The sequence below is a fragment of the Bradyrhizobium sp. HKCCYLRH3097 genome (assembly GCF_051167875.1).
Lineage (GTDB): Bacteria > Pseudomonadota > Alphaproteobacteria > Rhizobiales > Xanthobacteraceae > Bradyrhizobium.
Genome location: NZ_JBNPTX010000001.1, coordinates 75,145 through 92,868, shown reverse-complemented (window position 1 = coordinate 92,868; position 17,724 = coordinate 75,145). Strand labels below are relative to the sequence as shown.

The following is a 17,724-nucleotide window of genomic DNA, read 5'->3' as shown; positions in this document are numbered from 1 at the left end:
AACAAGAATCGTGGCAGGAAAGAGAAATTGCCGTGGGCTGTCGGCGGCCTAGACGACCACCGGCGTGCGCACCCGGCCGGCATCGCCGAACACGCGGAGATAACGGGCGATCTCGGCGGGATCGCCGGTCGCCTTCTCCGGGTTGTCGGACAGCTTCACGGCGGGGTGCCCGTCTGCCGACGTCACCTTGCAGACCAGCGAGATGGGATCGAGGTCGACCGAGCCGTCCGGCGAGCAGCCGACGAAATCGTTGGTCAGGTTGGTGCCCCAGCCGAACGACAGCCGGACCTGGTCGGAGAACCGATGATGGATCTGCTCGATCGATTCGACGTCCATCGCGTCGGAGAACACGAGCAGCTTCTGCTTGGGATCGCGCCCCTTCGATTTCCACCAGGCGATGATCTCCTCGCCGGCCTGGATCGGTGGCGCGCTGTCGGGACGGAAGCCGGTCCAGTCGGCGACCCAGTCGGGTGCGTCGCGCAGGAAGGCCTTGGTGCCGAATGCGTCGGGCAGCGCGATCAGCAGGTTGCCTGCGTAGGTCTGCCGCCACTGGTCGAGAATGCGATAGGGCGCGAAGCGCAGCTCGTCATCGTCCTTGGCGAGCGCCGCTGCCACCATCGGCAGCTCGTGGGCGTTGGTGCCGATAGCCTCGAGGTCGTTGTCCATCGCCAGCAGCACGTTGGAGGTGCCGGTGAACGACGGGCCGAGACCTTCCTTGACGGCCTCGACGCACCAGCGCTGCCACAGGAAGCCGTGGCGGCGGCGGGTGCCGAAATCCGACAGCCGCAGCCCCTCGAGCTTGCGCAGCCGCTCCACCTTGGCCCACAGCTTGGCCTTGGCGCGGGCGAACAGCACGTCGAGCGCGAACCGGCCCTGGCCCTTCATGGCCTGGCGCGAGCGCAGCTCGTTGACGATCGCGAGCGCCGGGATCTCCCACATCGTGGTGTGGGTCCAGGGCCCGTGGAAATGCAGCTCGTACTGGCCGTCGGACTTGCGCAGCTCGTATTCGGGCAGGCGGAAATTGGCGAGCCAGGCGATGAACTCCGGCGAGAACATGTGGGTCTTGCCGTAGAAGGTGTTGCCGGCCAGCCAGATCAGCTCCTTCTTGGCGAAGCGGATGGTGCGGGCGTGGTCGAGCTGGGCGCGCAATTCGCCCTCGTCGATGACGTCGCCGAGCCGCACCCGCCGGGTCCGGTTGATGACCGAGAAGGTCACCTGCTGACTCGGGTAGAACTCCCGAATCATCTGCAGCATCAACAACTTGTAAAAGTCGGTGTCGAGCAGGCTGCGCACGATCGGGTCGAGGCGCCAACCGTGATTATAGGTTCTGCTCGCGATGTCTGTGATTGTCATGTGACCGTTTTACAGCGCTGGCCGCAAACCCGCCACTGGGCTTGTCGGAGGAGGCCCTCGTGGCGCGGCGGCATCCTTGCTCGGGGGTCGTGGCGGCGATTAGCGCGCCAGGAGCGGCACGCCGGGATCGAACGCCAGCACCGCTTCGGCCCATTTCGCGACGCGGAGCACGTGGAGGTCGTTGCGATAGGGGCCGGCGATCTGCACGCCCAGTGGCAGGCCGTTGTTGCCGAACCCGGCCGGCAGGGAGATGGCCGGCGCTCCGACGAAGGTCCAAGGGGCGCAATATTCGGCGTCTCCGGTCCAATCCAGGCCGCGCGGCGCTTCGCCGAAGGCCGGCAAGGTGAGCACTGCGTCGAAGCCGTCGAGCTCAGCGGCGAGCGCCTTCTGCCTGAGGGCTTGGGCCGCCTTCGCGGCGAGATATTCCATGGCCGTCTTGCTTCGCCCGCTCTCGACGTGGCCCTTCATGACCTCGCTGACCCGGTCGGGATAGCGCGCGATCAGATCGGAGAAGATCGTGGTCGCCTCGCTGAGCATGATCGTGGTGATCGCATCCCAGTTCACCGCGTCGAGCTCTCTCAGTTCGATCTCGTCGATCGTCGCGCCGGCGCTGCGCAGCTTGTCGACGACCGATTCGAACACCGCCTTCTGCTCGGCCTCGGCGCGCTCCCATTTGGCGAAGCGCACCACCGCAAGCCGTGGCGTGCGGAGCGGCGTGGGGCCGTGGTCGATGTCGACGGTGAAGCCCGGCAGCGGCCGGCCGTGGCGATCATCGGCGCTGGTGCCGGCCAGCAGAGAGAGGGCCAAGGCCACGTCGTCGACGCGGCGGGCGAAGAAGCCGACATGGTCGAGCGACGGGCTGAGGGGATGCACGCCGACGCGTGGAATCGCGCCGAAGCTCGGCTTGAAGCCGACGACGCCGTTGAACGCCGCCGGTCGGATCACCGAGCCGAGCGTCTGTGTTCCCAGCGCCAGCGGCACCAGGCCGGCCGCAACGGCCGCGGCCGATCCGGACGATGAGCCGCCCGGCGTATGCTCGGGGTTCCATGGATTGACGGTCGGACCTGGATGACGCCAGGCGAATTCGGTGGAGACCGTCTTGCCGAAGATGGTTGCGCCGAGATTGCGCAGTCGCTCGACCACCCATGCGTCCGCATCCGGCACGTGATCACGGTAGATCTGCGAGCCGTTGGTGGTCGGCATGTCCGAGGTGGCGATGATGTCCTTGATGGCGACGGGAATTCCACCGAGCGGGCCGGTCTTTGGAGCGACATCCCGCGGCAGATATTCGAATGCTTTCAGCCGCGGCTCGATTGCCTGCGTCTTCTTCAAACAATCTTCACCATAGGCGGTGGCCGCTGTCGGATCGGCTGCAAACCGTCGCAGCAGCTCGAGAACGCCGGCACCGGCCTTTGGCGTGGACACAGGGATACGCTCGGACATTCATCGATCCTGTCGACTTGATCTCATTGCCGCGCGGTGAACGGTCGCAGCCGGTTGTTCCGATCCTATCGGGTGTTCAAGCGCACGCCAATCGTCCGGCCGATCGGAGCATATGAATACAGCGCATGGCGGCAGGCCCGTGCCGCGTGGCGCACAATCGCGGATGCGGCGCAGGCGTGAGCATGGGCATGCGCATCCAGTATGAGATGAGTGGAACGGCATCTCTTGAGCCTCGCGCGAACCTGGCAGCAATCCGCTTCTCACCCGCTCAGGATGTGCTACCATTTTCGAGCAGGACCACTGGTGTGGTCGGCCAAAGGACGTCTTCAGATACGTTCCGAATAGTAGACGCAGCCACATGAGCTGCCTCATGGGAGTGAAGCGATGACATCGGCTTTTCACCGAAGCATTCTTGCGCTTGCAACAATCAGTCTTCTCGCCGGCACCAGCATCGCCGGCGCGCAGCAGCAATCCGATCAGGGCAAGGGCCTGAAGAAATACGAATCAGGCACGAAGGAGTTCTGGACGCATCCGCCGGACGACTGGTTCCTCGGCGACGAGACCGAGGCGCAGAAGGGGCTGGCGCCGCCATCGGGCCCGCCGACCGGCGCCTCCGATGCCGAGCTTGCGAAGATCGTCAAGCAAGTGAAGCTGCCGGACGGCTTCAAGATGGAGGTCTGGGCGTCGGGCGTGCTCGCCGCGCGGCAGATGGCGTGGGGTGACAAGGGCACGCTGTTCGTCGGCTCGTTCGGGCTCGGCAACGTCTATGCGATCAGCGACAAGGGCGGCAAGCGCGAGGTCAAGACGGTCCTCAAGGGCTTGAACATGCCGACCGGCCTTGCCTTCCAGGACGGCAATCTCTACGTCATCGCCGTCGACAAGCTGATCAAATACGAGAATGCCGAGGCCAATCTCGACAATCTCGGCCAGGGCAAGGTCGTCTATGACGACATGCCGTCCTATGCGGCGCATGGCTGGAAATACATCGCGGTCGACAAGGAGGGCTGGTTCTATATTCCGTTCGGCCCGCCCTTCAACATCGGCATTCCGCCGACATCGGTGTCGCAGATCCGCCGCGTCGATCCACGCACCGGCAATGCCGAGATCTGGGCGCTCGGCGTCCGCAACAGCGTCGGCGGCGACGTCGATCCGCGCACCGGCCGCTACTGGTTCACCGAGAACGCGCGCGACTGGGTCAGCGATGAACTGCCGAGCGACAAGCTCAACATGATCTCGAAGATCGGCGAGCATTTCGGCTATCCCTATTGCCATCAGGGTGACATGCCGGATCCGAAATTCGCGATGGGCCACAAGTGCTCGGAGTTCACGCCGCCGGTGCTGAACCTCGGTGCGCACGTGGCGCCGCTCGGCATGAAGTTCTACACCGGTGACCAGTTCCCGGCGGAGTACAAGAACAACATCCTGATCGCCGAGCACGGCTCCTGGAACCGGCACAAGTACCAGGGTGCGCGGATCATGCGCGTCATCGTCGGTCCCGACGGCAAGGACGCCAAGCAGGAGGTGTTCGCTTCCGGCTGGCTCGAAGGCGACCAGGGCTATCTCGGCCGTCCCGACGACATCATCCTCGCCAAGGATGGCTCGATCCTGGTGGCGGACGACTGGGCCGGCGCGATCTATCGCATCAGCTACGAGAAGAAATGAGCTCGTCGTGAAAGCGGGGCTGCGCGCTGCCTTACGGCGGCCGCAGCCCCAACTATTTTGACAGTCGCGCGTTGACCGGGGGCGAGGTACCGCTCATCGACCGAAGGCCGGTCCGCGCGCCATAGCAATGATGGGAGCGAGAACCCCCGCGATGACTCCAGGGACCTCCAGAATGTGCCAGGCAGCAGCGGCCGCGCTGGCGCTCATGCTCGTGCTTGCGGCGCGTCCGGCCGACGCCGCCGATCTCGAGGCGGGCAAGGCCAAGGCACAGCTCTGCGCCGGCTGTCACGGCGATAACGGCATCTCGCAGACCGAGAACATTCCCTCGCTCGCCGGCCAGCAGGATCAGTTCATCCAGTGGCAGCTCGTGTTCTTCCGCGCCGGCACACGCAAGAACGAGGCGATGAAGCCGATCGTCGATCAGCTCACCAACGAGGACATCCGCAATCTCGGCGCCTATTTCGCCTCGCTGCAGCCGGCCAAGGCGCCGCCCGACAATGATCCGGATCTGTCGGCCAAAGGCGCGCAAGCCGCCGCCGGCCGCCGCTGCGCCTCGTGCCATCTCGACAGCTATGCCGGCACCAAGGGCGTGGCGCGGCTCGCCGGCCAGCGCGAGGAATATCTCGTCAAGGCGCTGCACGACTACAAGAGCGGCCAGCGCGTCGGCGGCAGCCAGGCGGCGATGACGGATGTTGCCTATCCGCTGAGCGACGAGGAGATCACGGCGCTGGCGCATTATCTGGCGCATCTGTAGCTGGGACGCCGCCCAGATCACAATTGTCGTCCCGGCCTCGCGCCGGGACCCATACCGCGGAGGCTATCGAGGGACGGCGGTGAGAGTGACCTGCTTCACTACGGGCGGTGGCTATGGGTCCCGGCGCGAGGCCGGGACGACATCGGAGTCTGTGGCGCCGTCGTGCCTGACCAACGGTTCGGCGAACACCGAGGCGACACCAAGAGCTACTTGTCCCGCTGTGCCTCATAGACCTTGAGCTGGGTATAGGCGATGCGCAGCCGTGGCACCGGGACCTTGGCGGCATCGGCGCGGGCGACGAGATCGCCGATGACGTGATCGGCCTCGACCGGCAGGCCGGCGCGGAGATCGCGGAACATCGAGGCGGTCATCGGTGATCCCTCCGCCGTGAGCATGCCGGAGACACGCTGGAAGAAGGCGCCAGCCGGAGGGTAGCCGGCGGCCGCAGCGGTGGCGCTGCATTCGTCGAGCATGCCGAGCAGGAAATCCTTGCCGCCCGGCGCGGTCAGGATCACGCCGACCGGCCCGCGCATCAAGGTGGTCGACGCGGCGAGCGAGGACAGGAACACCCACTTCTCCCACATGTCCTGCATGATGTTCTCGCTGGCCGACGCATTGAAATTGCCGCGCTGGAAGATCTCGAAGATCGCGCGGACGCGCTCCGACGATCCGCCGTCGCGCTCGCCGAAGCTCAGCGACTGCATCGGCTGCAGCTGCACCACCTCGCGCTGCTCGTTCAATGTCGCGGCGATGGCGCAGAGCCCGCCGAGCACGCGCGCGCGCCCGAACCTGGCGTCGAGCACGTCGAGGTGCTTCATGCCGTTGAGCATCGGAATGATCGCGGTGTCAGGTCCCACCGCCGGTGCAAACGAGCCGATCGCGTCGTCGAGATCGAAGGCCTTGCAGCTCAGCAGGACGACGTCGAAGTGCTGCTTCAAACCATCCGCCTGCACCGTCCGCGGATTGGGCAAGGTGACGTCACCGGTCGGACTGCGGATCACGAGGCCGGCGCTGGCGAGTTCAGCCGCGCGCCGCGGGCGGACCAGGAACGTGACATCGGCTCCGGACTGCAGCAGCCGGCCGCCGAAATAGCCGCCGATGGCGCCGGCGCCGACGACGAGGATACGCATGGGGGTCTCTCCGTTAGCAAGGCTGCATCATGACGAAGCGCGTGGCGAATGACGAGTGGTGAATAGGGATGGCCACCATTCGCTACTCGCCACTCCCTATCGCCCCTACCACTTCTCGCCAAACGGCCGGATCTCCATTTCGAAGGTCCAGGCGCTCTTCGGCTGCTGGTAGAGCTGCCAATAGGCGCCGGCAACCGAGGACGGCGGCATCAGCAGGTCCGGATTGTCCAGCGCCTCCTGGCCCCAGAGCTGGGCGCGGCGCTCGCGCACCCAGGCGGTGTCGACGCCGGAATCGATGATCAGATGGGCGACGTGGATGTTCTGCGGCATCAGTTCGCGCGCCATCGCCTGCGCCACCGCGCGCAGGCCGAACTTGGCGGAGGCGAAGGCCGCATAGCCGGAGCCGCCGCGCAGCGAGGCGGTGGCGCCGGTGAAGAAGATCTTGCCGCCACCGCGCGGCAGCATCAGCCGGGCCGCCTCACGCCCGGTGACGAAGCCGGCCCAGCACGCCATCTCCCAGACCTTGCGGAACACGCGGTCGGTGGTCTCCAGGATCGGGAAATTGACGTTGGCGCCGACATTGAAGATCACGACCTCCAGCGGCGCATGCTTGTCGGCGTCGTTGAGGAAGGCGGTGGTCTCGTCCTCCTTGCGGGCATCGAGCGAGCGCGCCACGATCCGCCCGCCGGCGCTCTCGACCTCCGCGACCAGCGGCGCGAGCTTGTCGCCATTGCGGCGGCCGGCGAACACCGTGAAGCCTTCGGACGCGAACTTCTTGACGATCTCGGCGCCGATGTAGTCGCCGGCCCCGACGACCGCGACGGTGGCGTTGCGCTGCTGCATGCTTGCTCTCCGTTCTCCCGAGGCGTCATTGCGAGGAGCGAAGCGACGAAGCAATCCAGTCCTTCGTCGTGGCTCTGGATCGCTTCGCTCACGATGACGGCGATTACCTTCCTAGGATGTAGTCCTCGACGTCGCGCAGCTGTTCCTTGCCGAAGAACATCTCGTTGCCGACGAAAAAGGTCGGCGAGCCGAACGCGCCGCGCTCGACGGCGGCTTGCGTGTTCTCCACGAGCCTCGCCTTGACCTCGGGCTCCTGGGCGCGGGCGAACAGCTTGGCCCCGTCGAGCCCGGAGGATGTGATCGCGGCGATCGCGATCTCGGGATCGTCCATCTTCTTCGGCTCGCGCCACATGTGGTGGAACGCCGCGTCGACATAGGCCTCGAACACGCCCTCGAGCTGGGCGGCGATGGCCGCGCGCATCAAGTTCAGCGTATTCACCGGGAAGTACGGATTCCAGACCCAGGGCTGCACGTGGTAGCGCTTGAGGAAGCGCTGCGTCTCGACCTCGTGGAACTCACGCTTGTTCTTGATGCCGGCGAGCGACTCGGCGGGCGACTTGTTGTTGGTCGCCTTGAAGATGCCGCCGAGCAGCACCGGGACATAGTAGAACTGGACGCCGATCCGCTTCACGATCGCCGGGATCGCCTCGTGGCTCAGATAGGCGTTGGGACTGCCGAAGTCGAACATGAATTCTGGCGCTGGACGGCTCATGGGCGGTCTCCTCGGTTTTTCGCATTGTGGTCCAGCGCAGCAGCCCCGTCCAGGGTTTTATGACGGTCATCATATTCCAGCGGCCGGAAGACGCCGGTGGTGCGTCAGATCATCCGGCGCACCGTCCGCTTGCGCCATACCAGGAGATAATAGCTCATCTGCAGCAGCATCATCGCGGCGAACGTGATGGGATAGGCGAGCCAGACGCCGTCGAGCCCGATGCTGCGGCTGAGCCAGGTGGCGGCGGGCACCTCGATCGCGGCGATCGCAAACGCCGAGATCGCCAGCGGCATCCACACCGTCCCGGAGGCGCGCATCGCCGACGAGAACGTGATGGACATCCCGAACAGCACGGAGCTCCACAGCACGATATGCAGCGAATGCTGCGCCACCTCGATGACGGCAGGGTCGGTGATGAAGAAACCCATCAGCACCCGTGAGAACAGATAGCCGATCGCGACCAGGCCGCCGGTCAGCACCACGTTCATCTCGATGCCCGTCCGCACGATGTCGCCGATCTGCTCGGCCTGCCCGCGGCCGATCGCCTGGGCGCCGAAGATCGAGACCGAGATCGCGATCGACAGCGCCGGAAACTGCACATAGCCCAGCACCTGGTTGACCGCGCCATAGGCCGCCGTCGCGTCCGAGCCGAAGCCGTTGACGAGGCCGATCAGCACCATCTCGGCCAAGGACATCACGATCATGCCGATCGCGGCGGGGATGCCGAGCCGCAGCACCGCCCGCAGCAGCTTCGGATCAGGCAGCATGCCCTGCAGGAAGGCCGCATCGATCGCCAGCGGATGCTTGCGCCGGCGCAGATGAACGTGGAGCCAGGCCAGCGTGGTCAGGGTCGAGATCGCCGACGCCCAGGCGGCGCTGGCGACGCCGAGGACGGGCGCGCCGAGCCAGCCGCGGATGAACACCGGGGTGAGCACCAGCCCGAGCGTCGTCGATGCGGCGAGCGAGGCCAGCGGCGTCACGGTGTCGCCGACGCCGCGCATCTGCGACGACAGCAGGATGTAGGCGAAGGTCAGCGGCATCGTGATCATCATGATGCGGGCATAGCCCGCGGCTGCATCGAGGATGTTGGCGGGCGTGGCGAGCGCGGTCAGCAATTCGCGGCTGAACAGGCCGCCGAGCACCGCGATCAGCCCGCCGAGCAGCAGCGCAATGGTCAGCGTCGTGCCGGCGACCTGCTTCACCTTGGCGGGCTCGCCGGCGCCCCAGGCCTGTCCGATCAGAACGCCGGCGCCCGAGCCGAGGCCCATGACGAAGGAGACGAAGAAGAACATCGCCGGGAAGAACACCGAGACCGCGGCGAGCGCATCGACGCCGATCATCTGGCCGAGATAGACATTGTTGATGGTGCCGAACAGCGATTGCAGGGTGTTGCTCAGCATCATCGGGACGACGAACATCAGGAACGGCTTGCGCAGCGAGGCGGTTGGCGACGACACGGCATGGTTCTCCGTCGACCGCTCTTCATTCGGAGTACGGTCGCGTTGCGAGGAATTGGAATGAGAGCCGCCGCGAACGGCCGCTCTCGCTGGCTGTTGAAATCAGCCGATCTCAATCGGCCCTGTGGCGATGCGCGAGCGCCACCGCATGGTCGCGGATGTCGGCCGGCCAGTTCGCGATCAGCGCGGCGAAGCGGCCGAGATCGCCGGCGAACAGCGCCCGGGAGGCCTCCTCGAATTGCGGCAGGTTGCTGCCGATCCCCGACATGAAGTGATAGGCCGCGTCACGCGCCTCGCGGGCGCGGTCGGTGTCGCCGCTGACGCGGCGGGCGTCGTGGACCAGCTTGCGCAGTGCCACCGAGGCGCCGCCCGGCTGCGCGTTCAGCCAGTCCCAGTGCTGCGGCAGCAAGGTGACCTCGCGGGCGACGACCCCGAGCTTCGGCCGGCCGCGGCCGCGCGGCCCGCTCGGCGGCTGGTCTGCGACCGCGCCGGCGTCGACCGGCAGGCGCGCCAGGATCTCCCGATCGCTGCCGCGCAGATCGAGGTCGATCGGCTGCCCGGTGCGGTCGTTGAAGATCACGATCGGCTCGGTGTTCGGCGCGGCGTGTTTCAGCACCAGCGCCACCTTGGGCAGCGGCCCGGCGGCGACCCGGGTCTGGCCGGCAAACGCGGTGAAAGTGTCCATGGCTTGGTCCCTGTGATGCGCCTAATAAGACCCGGGTGAAATTAAAGTCAATATTACCCGGATAATTATTGTGGCCGCCTCCAGTGCCGAGGACGCCTCGCCGAACCCATCCTGTCCTGCTACGGAACGGCGCCCGCCACCCGATCCGTCCCTGGGAACCCCATGCTGACCGTTCACCACCTCAACAATTCCCGCTCGCAACGCGTGCTCTGGCTGCTCGAGGAGCTCGGCGTGCCCTACGAGATCATTCGCTACGAGCGCCAGCCGGACATGCGCGCGCCCAAGGAGCTGCGCGCCATCCATCCGCTCGGCAAGTCGCCCGTCATCACCGACGACGGCAACACGGTCGCGGAGTCCGGCGCGATCGTCGAATATCTGATCGAGACCTATGGCGAGGGACGGCTGATCCCGCCGCCGAAGACGCCGGAGCGGCTGCGCTATTCGTACTGGCTGCACTACGCCGAGGGCTCGGCGATGCCGCTGCTGCTGCTGAAGCTGCTGTTCAACATCATGCCGAAGCGCGCGCCGGCGCTGCTGCGCCCGATCGTGCGCAAGGTGTCGAACCAGGCCTTGAGCACGCTGGTCAATCCGCAGTTGAAGCAGCACATGGCGTTCTGGGAAAGCGAGCTGCAGAAGAGCGAGTGGTTTGCGGGCGATTCGTTCACCGCGGCCGACATCCAGATGAGCTTCCCGCTGCAGGCGGCGGCATCGCGCGGCGGCCTGGAGCAGGGCCATCCGCGGGCGATGGATTTCCTCGCCCGCATCGAGGCACGGCCGGCCTACAAGATCGCGCTGGAGAAGGGCGGGCCCTACGAGGTCGGCCGCTGAGCGCTATTTGGCGGCCGTCGCCGGCGCCGCGGTCGCCGCAATCACCTCGCGCACCAGCCGGGCGACGCCTTTGATGTCGCCGTCTGGATCCACGGAATCGCCGAGCCGGACCACCACTATGCGCTGGCTCGGCATGATCACGAGCCGCTGGCCGAGCAGGCCGAAGGCGAAGAACGCGTCGGCCGGGATGCCGGCGCGCGCCCGTCCCAGCGCGTGAAAATGCTGGCTGCGGTTCGTCCACAGTCCCGCGCCATAGTCGGTGTCCAGCGTTGCGGTCGCCGACATCGCCACCCAGCCCTCGGGCAGGATGCGCTTGTCCCCGGCGACGCCGTCACCGAGATAGAGCAGCCCCAGCTTCGCCCAGTCGCGCGCGCTCGCCAGCATGTTGCCGTAACCTTGCAGCGTGCCGGTGCCGTCGAACTGCAGCGTCGCGCTGCGCATGCCGAGCGGATGGAACAGCTCGCGCCACGCGAGTTCGATCGCCTGCTCGGGACCGCCGGCGGCATCGCGGATGATGCGTGCCAGGATCTGGGTGCTCGCGCTCGAATAGGCCCAGCGCTGGCCGGGCGGCGCGATCAGCGGCGCATGCACCGCGAACGCCGCCATGTCGCGGTGGATGTCCATCTGGCTCGACGGGTCGAAGCCGGAATTGGTCTCGTCCAGCGCCAGGCCTGATGTCATGCGCATCAGCTGCTCGATGGTGATGTCGTGGCGCGGATCTCCGGCTTCGCGCCATTCCGCGACCGGCGCCGGGACCGACGGGCTCAGTCTGCCCTGCCGGGTGAGGATGCCCAGCAGCGCATTGGTGACCGTCTTGGTCATCGAGAAGCCTAAGAGCGGCGTATCGACGCTGATGTTCGGCGCATAGCGCTCCGCGATCAGGCGACCGTCCTTGACAACGACGACCGCCTTGGTGCGGCGGAACGGCGGGTTGGCCGGCTCCTCGAAGGCGTGATCGAGCGCCGCCTTCAGCGCGGGATCGCCGGGCTCCACTGCAGCGCCTTCCGCCAAGTCGGGCAACGCGGGAGCGGGCGCCGCGGCACGCAGCGCAGCGACGTCGGTGTGAGGCACGTAAGGCGGCTTCTGGCCCTGGAGCGTCACGCAACCGAGACCGTCATGATACGTGGCCCGGGTGGCGTGCAGGCCGAGCAGCGACGCCTCCACCATGCGCATGTCGGGCTCCACCCGGTAGCGCATCACGGCCCGCAGCCGGCGCAGACCGGGCCGTTCCATGGTCTCCGCAAACACCGTTTGCGGATCGAAGCCGGAGACGTAGGTCTTGGCGCAGATCATCTCGGCGACCGCGCTGGTCGCGACGCGCAGCGCCCGGTCAGGCCGATAGGTGAGCCACCCCGCCACCAGCAGGGCCGCAAACACCAGCAGACCGACCACGAATCTTCGCAAATGCACCAGAACGTCCGACACCGTCTCGCGGGCGAGCCTCGCTGCGCCCTGGTATGCTTCTAACGCGCCTCGGTCACCACGCCAACGGAGGGAAGCGCGTGCAGGGCCCCGCCGGGCGGCGGCAAATCGTCATCCGGGGCCGCGATGTCCGACATCGCCTGGGAACCGGCGCCTCAGCGCCCGGCTGCGGTGGAGCCCTTGCTGCGCGGATCCGGCGCGCCGACGAATCCATCCGACGTCACCAGGATGGAGTTGGCCGAGGTCCGTCCCATCGGCTCCTCGAGCTTGTGACCTCGGGCGCGCAGACCGGCGAGCACGTCCTCGGCAAAACCCTTCTCGATTCGGACCTCGTCGGGCATCCATTGGTGATGCAGGCGAGGCGCGGTGACGGCCTGGCGGACGTCTATCCGATAGTCGAGCACGTTGACGATCACCTGCAGCACGGTCGAGATGATGCGGCTGCCGCCCGGCGAGCCGGTGACGAGCACGGGCTTGCCGTCCTTCAGCACGATGGTCGGCGACATCGACGACAGCGGCCGCTTGCCGGGGCCTGGCAGATTGGCCTCGAAGCCGACCAGGCCGAAGGCATTCGAGGCGCCGGGCGCGGCGGTGAAATCGTCGAGCTCGTTGTTGAGCAGCACGCCGGTGCCCTCGGCGACGAGGCCGACGCCATAGGGGAAGTTCAGCGTGTAGGTGTTGCTGACGGCATTTCCGTCATTGTCGACGACCGAAAAATGCGTGGTGTTGCTGCCCTCCCGCAGCGGCGTGGTGTTGAGCACGTCGCCGGCGCTGGTGGCGTGCGCGGGATCGATCCCGGCGCGCTGGCGCGCGGCATAGTCCTTCGACAGCATCGCGCGCACCGGCGCGTCGACGAAGGCGGGGTCGCCGAGATAGCGCGCGCGGTCGGCATAGGCGCGCTTCATCGCCTCGATCAGCAGATGCAGCGAGGCGGGCGAGCCCTGCTTCAGCTCAGCGAGCGGAAAGCCCTCGAGGATGTTCAGCATCTCGACCAGCACGGTGCCGCCCGAGGACGGCAGCGGCATCGACACGATGTCATAGCCGCGATAGGTGCCGCGCACCGGCGTGCGCAGCACCGGCTGGTAGGCCTTGAGATCGTCCGCTGTCATGATGCCGCCGGCATCCTGGATCGCCTTGGCGAGCTGGTCGGCGACCGGCCCTTCATAAAATCCGCGCGGGCCCTGCTCGGCAATGGCGGTGAGCGTCGCCGCCAGATCGCGCTGGATCAGCCGGTCTCCTTCCCTCAGCACCGTGCCATCGGGACGGATGAAGATCGCGGCCGATGATTTCCATTTTGCCAGCCGCGGCGCCATCATCGGCAGGGTGACGGCAACGTCGTCGGCGACGGGGATGCCGTCGCGCGCCAGCACGATCGCCGGATGCAGCACCTGCGCCAGCGTGAACTTGCCCGAGCCGTATTTCTCCAGCGCCAGCGCGAGACCTGCCACCGATCCGGGGACGCCGATCGACAGCGCCGAATCGCGCGACTTGACGTTGTCGGGCTTGCCATCGGCGCCGAGGAAGATGTCGCGCGTGATCGCGGCGGGACCGGTCTCGCGATAGTCGATCGCCACGTCCTCGTTGGTCCTGGCGATGTGGATGACCATGAAGCCGCCGCCGCCGATGTTGCCGGCAACGGGATAGGTGACGGCCATCGCAAAGCCGGTGGCAACGGCGGCATCGACCGCGTTGCCGCCCAGCGCAAGGATGCGCTGGCCGACTTCGGCCGCGATCCGCTCCTGCGCCACCACCATGCCATGTGCGGGCGGCTGCGCCGGCGCGGTGATACCGGGGGGCTGCGGGATATCGAAGGTTTGCGAATCCAGCGCCCGCGCGGGCAGGCAGCCGGCCAGCAACAGCATGAAACCCGCAAGGAGCCGTCGTCGATCAATCGTGAACGTGGTCATCGCAATTCTGCCGTTGCTGACATCCGCCTGGGATCGTCAGATGTTATAGGGCCGCGTCGCCGGCGTAAAACGCAACGCCGTGATCGTCGCGAGATGCGACGCTGTGATTGCAGAGGATTTTCGAATGGCCGTCATCACGATCGAGACCTCTGGTCCTGCCGACGGCCGAATCTATCCCGGGCGCGCGGCCGTCGTCAGCTGGATCTTCTTCGATTGGGCGGCGCAGCCCTACTTCACGCTGATCACGACCTTCGTCTTCGCGCCCTATTTCGCGGCGCATGTCGCGCCGGACGCGGCGAGCGGCCAGGCGCTGTGGGGCTTTGCGACCGCCGCGGCCGGCATCGTCATCGCGCTGCTGTCACCGGTGTTCGGCGCCATCGCCGATGCCACCGGGCGCCGCAAGCCGTGGATCGCGGCGTTCGGCGCGATGCTGGTGATCGGCGCCTCGCTGATGTGGATCGGGCGTCCCGGCGCGCCCGAGCTGATCCCGCCGCTGCTCGCGGCCTATGTGATCGCCACCATCGGTGTCGAGTTCGCCACCGTGTTCAACAACGCGATGATGCCGACCCTGGTGCCGCCGGAACGCATCGGCCGGCTGTCCGGCACCGGATGGGCCACCGGCTATGTCGGCGGCATCCTCTCGCTCGTCATCGTGCTCGGCTTTCTCGCCGCCAATCCCGACAGCGGCCGCACGCTGTTTGGATTCAAGCCGCTGTTCGGGCTCGATCCCGTGAGCCATGAAGGCGACCGCATCTCCGGTCCGCTCACCGGGCTCTGGTTCATCGTGTTCGTATTGCCGATGTTCCTGTTCACACCGGACTTTCCGGCGCGGCACCGGCTGCGCGCGGCCGTGGGCGAGGGGCTTGGTCAACTGAAGCAGACGCTGCGCAGCCTGCCGCAGCAGCGCGACGTTGCGCTCTTTCTCCTCGCCAACATGATCTACACCGATGGGCTGGTGTCGCTGTTCGCTTTCGGCGGCATCTATGCCGCCGGCACGTTCGGCTGGAACACGATCCAGATCGGCACCTTCGGCATCATCCTCGCCGCCGCCGGCACGTTCGGCGGCTGGCTCGGCGGCAAGCTGGATGACTTTCTCGGGCCGAAGCGCGTGATCGCCGGCAGCATGACGCTGCTGCTGCTCGCGATCATCGCGATTCTCATGGTGAGCCGTGATTCGGTTCTGTTCATTTCGGTTACGCCGGCCGTGCCGGGCGGCCCGCTGTTCGCCTCGCTGCCGGAGCGCGCCTATCTCTTGCTCGGCTGCGTCATCGGCGCCTGCGGCGCGCCGCTGCAGGCGGCCTCGCGCTCGCTGCTGATCCGCATGGTGCCGAAGGAGCGCGTCGCGCAGTATTTCGGTCTGTTCGCGCTCACCGGCAAGGTGACGTCGTTCATCGGCCCGCTGCTGATCGGCACCATCACCGCGGTCACTGCGAGTCAGAAGGCCGGCATGGCCGTGCTGGTGCTGTTCTTTGCGGTGGGGCTAGTGTTGCTGGCGCGGGTGAATGCAGGTGGTCGTGCGGGGCAGGGCGCCTGAAACTTGCTCCGCCGTCATTCCGGGGCGCCCGCAGGGCGAGCCCGGAATCCATACTCACGATCGTGGTTATGGATTCCGGGCCTGCGCCTTGCGGCGCATCCCGGAATGACGGCGGAGATTGTGGGCGCAATCAGTGCCGGAAGTGCCGCACGCCGGTCAGCACCATGGCGATGCCGTGCTCGTCAGCCGCCTTGATGACCTCGTCGTCCTTCACGGAGCCGCCGGGCTGAATGACCGCGGTGGCGCCGGCCTCGATGCAGGCGAGCATGCCGTCGGCGAACGGGAAGAACGCGTCGGAGGCGACCACCGATCCCTTGGTCAGCGGCTCGGCGAGCTTGAGCGCGCTGGCCGCATCCAGCGCCTTGCGCGCGGCGATGCGCGCCGAATCGACCCGGCTCATCTGTCCCGCGCCGATGCCGACTGTCGCCGACTCCTTGGCGTAGACGATGGTGTTCGACTTGACATGCTTGGCGACGCGGAAGGCGAAGCGCAGGTCGCGCAGCTCGGCTTCGGTGGGGGCGCGCTTGGTCACCACCTTCAGCTCCATGTCATCGACGACAGCATTGTCGCGGCTCTGCACCAGCAGGCCGCCGGCCACGGTCTTGGCGGTGAGGCCGGCTTCGCGCGGATCGGGCAGGGCGCCGGCGAGCAGCAGCCGCAGGTTCTTGCGCGCTGCGATCACCGCGATCGCCTCCTCGGTCGCGTCGGGCGCGATGATCACCTCGGTGAAGATGCCGGTGATCGCGTGCGCCGTGGCGGCATCGAGCTTGCGGTTCATCGCGATGATCCCGCCGAACGCCGAGGTCGAGTCACAGGCCAGCGCCTTCTGGTAGGCGGTGACGAGATCGGGCCCTTCGGCGACACCGCAGGGATTGGCGTGCTTGACGATGACACAGGCGGCGGTGCGCGCCGGGTCGAACTCGGCGATGCACTCATAGGCCGCGTCGGTGTCGTTGATGTTGTTGTAGGACAGCTCCTTGCCTTGCAGCTGGCGCGCGGTGGCGACGCCGGGACGGCGGCCGGGCAGCGCGTAGAAAGCGGCGTGCTGGTGCGGGTTCTCGCCATAGCGCAGCGACTGGATCAGCTTGCCACCGAAGGCGCGGTAATCGGGCGCGTCGTTCTGGATGGTGGCGGCGAACCAGTTGGAGATCGCGGCATCATAGGCGGCGGTGCGCGCATAGGCCTTGGCGGCAAGCCGGCGGCGCAGCAGCAGCGTGGTCGAACCCTCATGCCGCGCCAGGTCGTCCAGCACGGCGTGATAGTCGTTGACGTCGACGACGACGGCGACGTCCTCGTGGTTCTTCGACGCCGCGCGGATCATCGCCGGGCCGCCGATGTCGATGTTCTCGATGCAGTCGTTGAACGGGGCGCCGCGTTCGACCGTGGCCTCGAACGGGTAGAGATTGACGACGAGCAGATCGATCGGCGCGATGCCGTGGGTCTTCATCGCCTCGGCATGCTCATCATTGCCGCGGATCGCGAGCAGTCCGCCATGCACCTTCGGATGCAGCGTCTTGACGCGGCCGTCCATCATCTCGGGAAAGCCGGTGAGGTCGGAGACGTCCTTCACCTTGAGGCCGGCATCGGCAATCGCCTTGGCGGTGCCGCCGGTCGAGACCAGCTCGATGCCGCGCGCGGCGAGCGAGCGGGCGAAGTCGACCAGGCCGGTCTTGTCGGATACGGAAAGCAGGGCACGGTGAACGCGACGAAGCTGATTGGTCATGGGCAGAGTCCTTGTGCAGGAGTTCAAAATGCCCAGGCGCACGGCGTCAAATCCCGCGCTCCCCGATGGTGCTCCATCCAAAGTCGCCAGTCGCGCGAGAGCGGGCCTCATATCAGCTTTTGCCGCCCGCGACAACGGGTGGCCGATCGAACGATCACCTTGGCCGCACGTCTCACGATGAGCCGCCCGAACGTCGGCCGCGTTCCGAGGGCCCGCCGAAGGCGGACGTCTCGACGGACGGTGATGTGAGATGATCTGAGAAGCGAGAGCC

At 66.8% G+C, this 17,724-nt stretch carries 14 protein-coding genes and 1 riboswitch; of the genes, 4 read left to right on the top strand and 10 right to left on the bottom strand.

Translation table 11 applies throughout. The annotated features are described in order from the left end of the window. Nucleotides 1–48: 48 nt before the first annotated feature. Both pncB and ACQR0U_RS00420 read right to left on the bottom strand, forming a co-directional pair. Complete coding sequence (gene pncB / locus ACQR0U_RS00425; RefSeq protein ID WP_315715858.1) at nucleotides 49–1,353, bottom strand: nicotinate phosphoribosyltransferase; 1,305 nt, start codon at nucleotides 1,351–1,353, stop codon at nucleotides 49–51. A 99-nt stretch (nucleotides 1,354–1,452) separates the two neighbouring features. Then, entirely contained in the window at nucleotides 1,453–2,796 is a 1,344-nt protein-coding gene (locus ACQR0U_RS00420; protein WP_434842430.1) for an amidase, read from the bottom strand. Nucleotides 2,797–3,180: 384 nt separating this feature from the next. Between ACQR0U_RS00420 and ACQR0U_RS00415 the strand changes: the two genes are divergently transcribed. Then, nucleotides 3,181–4,458 (top strand): PQQ-dependent sugar dehydrogenase, encoded by a 1,278-nt coding sequence (locus tag ACQR0U_RS00415; protein ID WP_315715860.1) that lies wholly within the window; start codon nucleotides 3,181–3,183, stop codon nucleotides 4,456–4,458. Between the two features lie 172 nt (nucleotides 4,459–4,630). Continuing rightward, a complete protein-coding gene (locus ACQR0U_RS00410; protein WP_316169966.1) occupies nucleotides 4,631–5,212 on the top strand; it encodes a c-type cytochrome in 582 nt (193 codons plus the stop codon). Nucleotides 5,213–5,418: 206 nt separating this feature from the next. Here the strand turns inward: ACQR0U_RS00410 and panE are convergent, their stop codons facing one another. From panE to ACQR0U_RS00385, 5 genes are all read right to left on the bottom strand, one after another. Beyond that, nucleotides 5,419–6,342: a 2-dehydropantoate 2-reductase gene (panE, locus tag ACQR0U_RS00405; RefSeq protein ID WP_315715862.1), complete on the bottom strand. Its 924-nt coding sequence runs from the start codon at nucleotides 6,340–6,342 to the stop codon at nucleotides 5,419–5,421. A gap of 105 nt (nucleotides 6,343–6,447) precedes the next feature. Continuing rightward, a complete protein-coding gene (locus ACQR0U_RS00400; protein ID WP_434842429.1) occupies nucleotides 6,448–7,185 on the bottom strand; it encodes an SDR family oxidoreductase in 738 nt (245 codons plus the stop codon). Between the two features lie 103 nt (nucleotides 7,186–7,288). Next, nucleotides 7,289–7,897 carry a 2-hydroxychromene-2-carboxylate isomerase gene (locus ACQR0U_RS00395; RefSeq protein WP_434842428.1) on the bottom strand — a complete coding sequence of 203 codons (609 nt, stop codon included), beginning with the start codon at nucleotides 7,895–7,897 and terminating at the stop codon, nucleotides 7,289–7,291. 104 nt (nucleotides 7,898–8,001) lie between these two features. Then, on the bottom strand, nucleotides 8,002–9,315 hold the full coding sequence (locus ACQR0U_RS00390) for an MATE family efflux transporter (protein ID WP_315716177.1): 1,314 nt from the start codon (nucleotides 9,313–9,315) through the stop codon (nucleotides 8,002–8,004). 151 nt (nucleotides 9,316–9,466) lie between these two features. Next, a complete protein-coding gene (locus tag ACQR0U_RS00385) occupies nucleotides 9,467–10,039 on the bottom strand; it encodes a DUF2239 family protein (RefSeq protein WP_434842427.1) in 573 nt (190 codons plus the stop codon). Nucleotides 10,040–10,201: 162 nt separating this feature from the next. On the opposite strand from ACQR0U_RS00385, the gene ACQR0U_RS00380 reads away from it, so the two are divergent. Beyond that, entirely contained in the window at nucleotides 10,202–10,867 is a 666-nt protein-coding gene (locus tag ACQR0U_RS00380; protein WP_315715866.1) for a glutathione S-transferase family protein, read from the top strand. Nucleotides 10,868–10,870: 3 nt separating this feature from the next. On the opposite strand, the gene ACQR0U_RS00375 is transcribed toward ACQR0U_RS00380, so the two are convergent. Together ACQR0U_RS00375 and ggt are read right to left on the bottom strand one after the other, a co-directional pair. Beyond that, on the bottom strand, nucleotides 10,871–12,277 hold the full coding sequence (locus ACQR0U_RS00375; RefSeq protein WP_316169962.1) for a serine hydrolase domain-containing protein: 1,407 nt from the start codon (nucleotides 12,275–12,277) through the stop codon (nucleotides 10,871–10,873). A gap of 167 nt (nucleotides 12,278–12,444) precedes the next feature. Continuing rightward, entirely contained in the window at nucleotides 12,445–14,151 is a 1,707-nt protein-coding gene (gene ggt / locus ACQR0U_RS00370; RefSeq protein WP_316170086.1) for a gamma-glutamyltransferase, read from the bottom strand. 169 nt (nucleotides 14,152–14,320) lie between these two features. Between ggt and ACQR0U_RS00365 the strand changes: the two genes are divergently transcribed. Then, on the top strand, nucleotides 14,321–15,730 hold the full coding sequence (locus ACQR0U_RS00365) for an MFS transporter (RefSeq protein WP_316194679.1): 1,410 nt from the start codon (nucleotides 14,321–14,323) through the stop codon (nucleotides 15,728–15,730). Between the two features lie 130 nt (nucleotides 15,731–15,860). On the opposite strand, the gene purH is transcribed toward ACQR0U_RS00365, so the two are convergent. After that, nucleotides 15,861–17,453, bottom strand: coding sequence for a bifunctional phosphoribosylaminoimidazolecarboxamide formyltransferase/IMP cyclohydrolase (gene purH, locus ACQR0U_RS00360; RefSeq protein ID WP_316194680.1), 1,593 nt, complete (start codon nucleotides 17,451–17,453; stop codon nucleotides 15,861–15,863). A gap of 23 nt (nucleotides 17,454–17,476) precedes the next feature. After that, a riboswitch (ZMP/ZTP riboswitch) is annotated at nucleotides 17,477–17,557 on the bottom strand. Nucleotides 17,558–17,724: the final 167 nt, after the last annotated feature.

Bases quoted from the DNA above. Each gene is read 5' to 3' on its own strand.
- pncB (WP_315715858.1), bottom strand. From the start codon at position 1,353: ATGACAATCACAGACATCGCGAGCAGAACCTATAATCACGGTTGGCGC.
- ACQR0U_RS00420 (WP_434842430.1), bottom strand. From the start codon at position 2,796: ATGTCCGAGCGTATCCCTGTGTCCACGCCAAAGGCCGGTGCCGGCGTT.
- ACQR0U_RS00415 (WP_315715860.1), top strand. From the start codon at position 3,181: ATGACATCGGCTTTTCACCGAAGCATTCTTGCGCTTGCAACAATCAGT.
- ACQR0U_RS00410 (WP_316169966.1), top strand. From the start codon at position 4,631: ATGTGCCAGGCAGCAGCGGCCGCGCTGGCGCTCATGCTCGTGCTTGCG.
- panE (WP_315715862.1), bottom strand. From the start codon at position 6,342: ATGCGTATCCTCGTCGTCGGCGCCGGCGCCATCGGCGGCTATTTCGGC.
- ACQR0U_RS00400 (WP_434842429.1), bottom strand. From the start codon at position 7,185: ATGCAGCAGCGCAACGCCACCGTCGCGGTCGTCGGGGCCGGCGACTAC.
- ACQR0U_RS00395 (WP_434842428.1), bottom strand. From the start codon at position 7,897: ATGAGCCGTCCAGCGCCAGAATTCATGTTCGACTTCGGCAGTCCCAAC.
- ACQR0U_RS00390 (WP_315716177.1), bottom strand. From the start codon at position 9,315: ATGTTCGTCGTCCCGATGATGCTGAGCAACACCCTGCAATCGCTGTTC.
- ACQR0U_RS00385 (WP_434842427.1), bottom strand. From the start codon at position 10,039: ATGGACACTTTCACCGCGTTTGCCGGCCAGACCCGGGTCGCCGCCGGG.
- ACQR0U_RS00380 (WP_315715866.1), top strand. From the start codon at position 10,202: ATGCTGACCGTTCACCACCTCAACAATTCCCGCTCGCAACGCGTGCTC.
- ggt (WP_316170086.1), bottom strand. From the start codon at position 14,151: ATGCTGTTGCTGGCCGGCTGCCTGCCCGCGCGGGCGCTGGATTCGCAA.
- ACQR0U_RS00365 (WP_316194679.1), top strand. From the start codon at position 14,321: ATGGCCGTCATCACGATCGAGACCTCTGGTCCTGCCGACGGCCGAATC.
- purH (WP_316194680.1), bottom strand. From the start codon at position 17,453: ATGACCAATCAGCTTCGTCGCGTTCACCGTGCCCTGCTTTCCGTATCC.